General features: G+C 44.6%; 8 protein-coding genes and 1 pseudogene. 8 read left to right on the forward strand and 1 reads right to left on the reverse strand.

The window, feature by feature from the left end:
* The first annotated feature begins 167 nt into the window (after nucleotides 1-167).
* From EWV68_RS00185 to EWV68_RS00205, 5 genes are all read left to right on the forward strand, one after another.
* Entirely contained in the window at nucleotides 168-521 is a 354-nt protein-coding gene (locus EWV68_RS00185) for a metal-sensing transcriptional repressor (protein WP_002781887.1), read from the forward strand.
* 66 nt (nucleotides 522-587) lie between these two features.
* Entirely contained in the window at nucleotides 588-770 is a 183-nt protein-coding gene (rpsU, locus tag EWV68_RS00190; RefSeq protein WP_002738938.1) for a 30S ribosomal protein S21, read from the forward strand.
* Between the two features lie 217 nt (nucleotides 771-987).
* The gene (upp, locus tag EWV68_RS00195; protein ID WP_061433163.1) at nucleotides 988-1,641 is read left to right on the forward strand and encodes a uracil phosphoribosyltransferase; all 654 of its coding nucleotides are present in this window, start codon (nucleotides 988-990) and stop codon (nucleotides 1,639-1,641) included.
* A gap of 14 nt (nucleotides 1,642-1,655) precedes the next feature.
* Nucleotides 1,656-1,943: a ssl2009 family thylakoid membrane protein gene (locus tag EWV68_RS00200; protein WP_002798884.1), complete on the forward strand. Its 288-nt coding sequence runs from the start codon at nucleotides 1,656-1,658 to the stop codon at nucleotides 1,941-1,943.
* A 192-nt stretch (nucleotides 1,944-2,135) separates the two neighbouring features.
* Nucleotides 2,136-2,927 carry a Uma2 family endonuclease gene (locus EWV68_RS00205; RefSeq protein ID WP_287168425.1) on the forward strand — a complete coding sequence of 264 codons (792 nt, stop codon included), beginning with the start codon at nucleotides 2,136-2,138 and terminating at the stop codon, nucleotides 2,925-2,927.
* A gap of 78 nt (nucleotides 2,928-3,005) precedes the next feature.
* On the opposite strand, the gene EWV68_RS00210 is transcribed toward EWV68_RS00205, so the two are convergent.
* The gene (locus tag EWV68_RS00210; protein WP_287168426.1) at nucleotides 3,006-3,668 is read right to left on the reverse strand and encodes a PEP-CTERM sorting domain-containing protein; all 663 of its coding nucleotides are present in this window, start codon (nucleotides 3,666-3,668) and stop codon (nucleotides 3,006-3,008) included.
* A 228-nt stretch (nucleotides 3,669-3,896) separates the two neighbouring features.
* Between EWV68_RS00210 and EWV68_RS00215 the strand changes: the two genes are divergently transcribed.
* The 3 genes and pseudogenes from EWV68_RS00215 to EWV68_RS00225 all read left to right on the forward strand — a co-directional run.
* Nucleotides 3,897-4,205, forward strand: coding sequence for a hypothetical protein (locus EWV68_RS00215; RefSeq protein ID WP_061433160.1), 309 nt, complete (start codon nucleotides 3,897-3,899; stop codon nucleotides 4,203-4,205).
* Complete coding sequence (locus tag EWV68_RS00220; protein ID WP_061433159.1) at nucleotides 4,202-4,579, forward strand: toxin-antitoxin system TumE family protein; 378 nt, start codon at nucleotides 4,202-4,204, stop codon at nucleotides 4,577-4,579. Before EWV68_RS00215 ends, EWV68_RS00220 begins: the two co-directional genes overlap by 4 nt.
* Before the next feature lie 211 nt (nucleotides 4,580-4,790).
* Nucleotides 4,791-5,068: pseudogene (locus EWV68_RS00225) on the forward strand (Uma2 family endonuclease); the annotation flags it as partial.

Genomic DNA, 5,068 nt, shown 5'->3' on the forward strand with positions numbered 1-5,068 from the left:
CCTGATGTCATTGACCAGGGAATAAAGGGTTTGCCGTTTAATCCTGTAGTGCTTGACCCACTACGAATGACTAAGCTTTCAGGCTTTTAAGTAAGTTTGAGTAAGTTTAGTTGAGCGGTTCGCAACTGTGGCACACTAGAGAGTAGAACTGAATTGACGGTAAGGTCTTGACTAATCAAATTACCCCTTTCGACCCCCTTCACAACCACGACGAGACGGGCCATGACCACGAGTCAAAAGGGACTCCCCACGTCCATAGCGAAGCTTCCCTGAAGCAAATTATTAACCGTCTCTCGCGCATCGAAGGACATATTCGCGGCATCAAGACGATGGTATCAGAAAATCGTCCCTGTCCCGAAGTTTTGATGCAAATTGCCGCTATTCGCGGGGCGATTGATCGCGTCGCCAGAATGATCCTCGACGAACATCTGAGCGAATGTATTGCCCGGGCTGCCCAGGAAGGTAGTATCGAGACAGAAATTGAAGAATTAAAGGCCGCCTTGGATCGCTTTTTACCCTAGATTGTGCTATAATGAGAAGTTGGCATTTTTTAGGCAGAGAGCGATTACAGGAGGTGAATTAGGTTAATGACCCAAGTGGTAGTTGGTCAGAACGAGGCGATCGAATCAGCCCTGCGTCGTTTTAAGCGACAGGTAGCGAAAGCGGGAATTTATGCGGATATCAAAAAGCATCAATTTTTTGAAACCCCTCAAGAAAAGAGAAAGCGTAAAGCAGTAGCCCGGAGACGACAAAGAACCCGTCGTCGTTAAAACTCCCCAAGTCAGAAGCCGCTCGCAAGCTTCTGGCTTGCTTTTATTTTAACCTCTGTTTTGGGGGTTGGGTTTTAGGGGTGTGGGAAGTGGGGTTGGGGGATGGGGAGATAGGGAGAAAAAAGCTGATTACTGATTACTGATCACTGATCACTGACTCCTGAAGGCTTTTTCGCTTAAGATAAAGTTTAGCCCTCGATCGAGTTCTAGTGTTTTCATGGTATTACAACTGCGGGTCTACGTTCCCGAACATCCTCTGGTTAAGCATTGGCTGGCGATCGCCCGCGATCAAAATACCCCCTCGGTACTGTTTAAAACGGCGATGACGGAACTAGGGCGCTGGTTAACCTACGAAGCGGCGCGGCAATGGTTGCCGACCCTGGAAACTAGCGTTAAAACCCCTCTAGCGGAATGTGCCGCTACTTTTATCGATCCTAGCGTACCGATCGCCGTAGTTCCGATTTTAAGGGCAGGATTAGCCCTGTTGGAAGGGGCCCAAAGCCTTTTACCCCTAGCTAGTACCTATCACCTCGGTTTGGCCAGAAATGAGGAAACCCTGGAGGTGAGTTGTTATTTAAATAAATTACCGGCCAGTTTTGATCCGGCCACGAGAGTCTTAATTCTGGAACCGATGTTAGCCACGGGGGGATCAATTTCCCTGGCAATGGCAGAAATTACCGGCAGAGGCGTTGATCCTGCCCTGATTCGCCTGATTTCCGTGGTGGCTGCCCCGCCGGCTTTACAGAAATTGAGTCAAAATTATCCCAGCTTGAACATCTATACGGCTATTATCGATGAAGGATTAAATAGCCGCGGTTACATCGTGCCGGGATTGGGTGATGCCGGCGATCGAGCTTTTGGAACCTATTAGGAGAAAAAGGGATTATGAGTCAGCGAGATGGGTTTACGGGCGGTTTTTTAGCCGGTGCGATTGTCGGTGGTTTAGTGGGCGGTGTTTTGGGGACAGTGTTGGCTAATCGCGGCCGTCGCGGTTTAGCAGATGGGGATAATCAAGCTTTTTTGGAGGAGAGCCGCAATGGGCGCTTGACTCCAGAGGAAGGCATGGAAGTGGCCCGCCGCAGTTTAGAAGATAAAATTGCCCAGTTAAATCTAGCGATCGATGATGTGCGTCAACAGTTAGGAGCGGTACAGGAAAACGGCAGCGATCATTAAATAGGGCTGGCTGAATAAATCTAAAAACCTTGTTGGATAATATCTTAAGAATAATGTGTTGACAATTAGGCAGAGCCTTGCAACCAGGAAAAACAATCATCGCTTAGACTTGATCGCAGAAAAACAACGAAATATAAAACCGTAATTTTCCGTTAGAATTAGCAGTAATCAAACACCACGCTTGCGGGAGCTATGGTTAACCTCACCTATAACAAAAATCGCCCTCTTCCCAGCGCCGAAGAATTGCCCTCTTCCGACGAAACTCCAGTGGACAATCAGTTACAGAATGATATGCCCAACCTACTGCTAAGTTTATTAGCTTTAATTTGGTCTGGTCGAGATGATTGGTATTTTGGGGTAGATATGGCTGTTTATTATAATCCAGACGAATCAGCTTTTGTCCCCGATGGTTTCTTAGCGGTTGGAGTCAACCATGATACGGGAGAAAGAGGTCGGTTAAGCTATATTTTGTGGGGAGAAAAGTATATCTTACCGATTTTGTTTTTAGAGGTAATTTCCGAGAAGTATAATAGTGAGTATGAGGAAAAATTCTTAAATTACCAAACCCTGGGGATTCTGTATTATGCAATATACAATCCTTTGAGTGGCAGAAGGGGAAGATTTAAAAACCGACAAAGATTAGAGGTATATAAATTAATCTCAGGCAAATATGAACTTCTAGAGAGTGAGAATCATCGAGTTTGGTTGCCTGAAATTGGCTTGGCGCTGGGTTATGAAAAAGGAGAACATATTGCTTGGTATCGGGAATGGTTATACTGGTATGACCAGTCAGGAAATCGCTATCTAACGGCTGAGGAAAGAGCGATGAACGCAGAGGCGATCGCTGCTCAAGAACGTTTGGCTAAACAAGAGGCGGAGGCGATCGCTGCTCAAGAACGCTTGGCTAAACAAGAGGCGGAACAAAAAGCCATCCGGCTGGCTGAAAGGCTCAGAGCGCTTGGAATAAACCCCGATGAAATGTAGGCTCTGACTTCTCCAAGGTACCAAAAAAAACACAAAAAAAAGAGAGAGGAAACCCGCGTCTCCTCTCCCTTGTAGGCATTATTTCCTCGCTTTGCGGACAGCACCCCCTAGCATTAAACCGCCCAGGGTGATAAAACCAAGAAGGCTAGAGGGTTCGGGAACAGGAGTCGCATTAAGTGTAACGTTATCGAAAACTAATTGTGTCCCCCCATTATTCGGACGGTCAATAGAGATGCGAATTCCCGCACCCTGATCGGCAATCCCCGCCAGATAAGAAGTGTTGAACGATAAGAACACTCCTCTTGACGAAAAGGAACTCTGATTGAATGTAAAACTTGACAAAACGGTATTATTATCACTCCGGCGAAGCGAAATTGTACTGTTCGGCAAGGTCAAGTTGCCCGGTTCATCTAGACGAATACCTGCGAATAAATTGAGCGTGTATCGAGTTCCGGCTTGATAAGTGGCGGCTACATCTTGATAGATTGATCCACCATTGAAAGCAATAAGAGCCGCCTGCGAACCGTCGGGTACTCCGCTTGTAAATTGAGTCGCATTGAATGGCTGAACCCCCGCGTTGCCACTACTCACAGTCCAACCGGTAATAACTGGTGAAAAATTAGGGTTTGATGGTGTCTCGAAGGAAAAATTATTGACAGTCACGCTTGCAGCTTGTGCTGCGCCAGCCGTTACCAGAGTCGCCAGGGCAACCCCGGATAGAATGCCGAGTTGTAATTTCATCAAAAAAAAAGGGTTAATGGTAAATGGTTTGAGTGCGTGACATTTCGATTCGGGTTAAGCGATAGGGCAACCCAAAACAATGACAAGCGAATGCTCAAAGACAAAATACACACTTCCCCCCCGCATTGTATCAAAAGCTACAATTTAATAAATATTTACATTCCTCTCCTCCAGGGCTGACGCTTGCTAGAATGAAAACCCGCTTGATTTGTGGTAATGAGACAGTTTATGTTAGATTTTCATCTATCTGTTCAGCCTGAAACAGAAAAACGCCTTAAAAAGATTTTAAACTCTATCAAAGATCAAGAAAAATTTGCCCAAAGCATTATTGATTATCAGATTGCCGAATTACAAAAAAGCAATTTGAATCTAAAATTAGACTTAGCAGCTCTGGAAAAACAATATCAAATGACATCCCCAGAATTTTATCAGCAATTTTCTCAAGGTATTTTAGGAGATGAATCGGATTTTATAGTTTGGTCTGGACTATATGAAATGCTTCTTCAAAACGAGGCTAATCTCCAGGAATTAAAATGATTGAAGCCTATTTCTTGCAAATCGAACAAACCATTCGAGAATTTCCTAATGTGAGATATTTATCACTGACCAAGAAAATTTATAACGCAAGTCAAGGTTATATTAATGGTTCAATTATTTTTGAAAATAATCATCGCTTAGACTTTATTGAAGTAAAAAATACTGACACTATACCAAAGATAAAATATCGCTATCATTACATGAACGAAGCTCAAATTATGATCTTCCGTTATGATAATGCACCCCATCATGTTGAGATTGCCACCTTCCCCCATCATAAACACGAGGTTGATGACATTAAAGAAAGCCTTGAGCCTAGTCTTGATGAAGTGCTTTTAGAAATCGCACAAAAACAGCGAAATATAAAACCGTAATTTTCTGTTAGAATTAGCAGTTTATTGTAGGTTGGGTTGACGCAAGGAAACCCAACAAAGAGTAACGAGAGAGTCAAAATAGCGAGCGCCGATTCAGACAGATTTGGCGATTGGGTGTTGGGTTTCGTTCCTCAACCCGACCTACAGTAATCACAGTTACAATGTTTGAGAGGTCTGAGTGGTAACTGATAACTGATAACTGATAACTGAAATGACTACACCTACCTTCACCATTCCCCAATCTGACCCTTCCCTTTCCCCCCGGCAATCCCTGCCGACGATGTACGATTTACCTAGTGATAATCCACTTGAACCCGGTTTGCCTGACGAATTTCACCTATTACAACCTCAGTTATTACTGCTGACTTTTCAGCCTCCCAACTGGGAACCAGAGCTAGTTTTTAGCGCCGCTGACCTTAACCTTTACTACGATGTCAGACACCCTCAATGGTACAAGCGTCCTGATTGGTTTGGGGTGGTCGGTGTTCC

The organism is Microcystis sp. M_QC_C_20170808_M9Col (assembly GCF_007095495.1).
In the GTDB taxonomy this organism is placed as follows: domain Bacteria; phylum Cyanobacteriota; class Cyanobacteriia; order Cyanobacteriales; family Microcystaceae; genus Microcystis; species Microcystis aeruginosa.

Coding starts and splice junctions, on each gene's coding strand:
- rpsU (WP_002738938.1), top strand. CDS start 588: ATGACCCAAGTGGTAGTTGGTCAGAACGAGGCGATCGAATCAGCCCTG.
- upp (WP_061433163.1), top strand. CDS start 988: ATGGTATTACAACTGCGGGTCTACGTTCCCGAACATCCTCTGGTTAAG.
- EWV68_RS00200 (WP_002798884.1), top strand. CDS start 1,656: ATGAGTCAGCGAGATGGGTTTACGGGCGGTTTTTTAGCCGGTGCGATT.
- EWV68_RS00205 (WP_287168425.1), top strand. CDS start 2,136: ATGGTTAACCTCACCTATAACAAAAATCGCCCTCTTCCCAGCGCCGAA.
- EWV68_RS00210 (WP_287168426.1), bottom strand. CDS start 3,668: ATGAAATTACAACTCGGCATTCTATCCGGGGTTGCCCTGGCGACTCTG.
- EWV68_RS00215 (WP_061433160.1), top strand. CDS start 3,897: ATGTTAGATTTTCATCTATCTGTTCAGCCTGAAACAGAAAAACGCCTT.
- EWV68_RS00220 (WP_061433159.1), top strand. CDS start 4,202: ATGATTGAAGCCTATTTCTTGCAAATCGAACAAACCATTCGAGAATTT.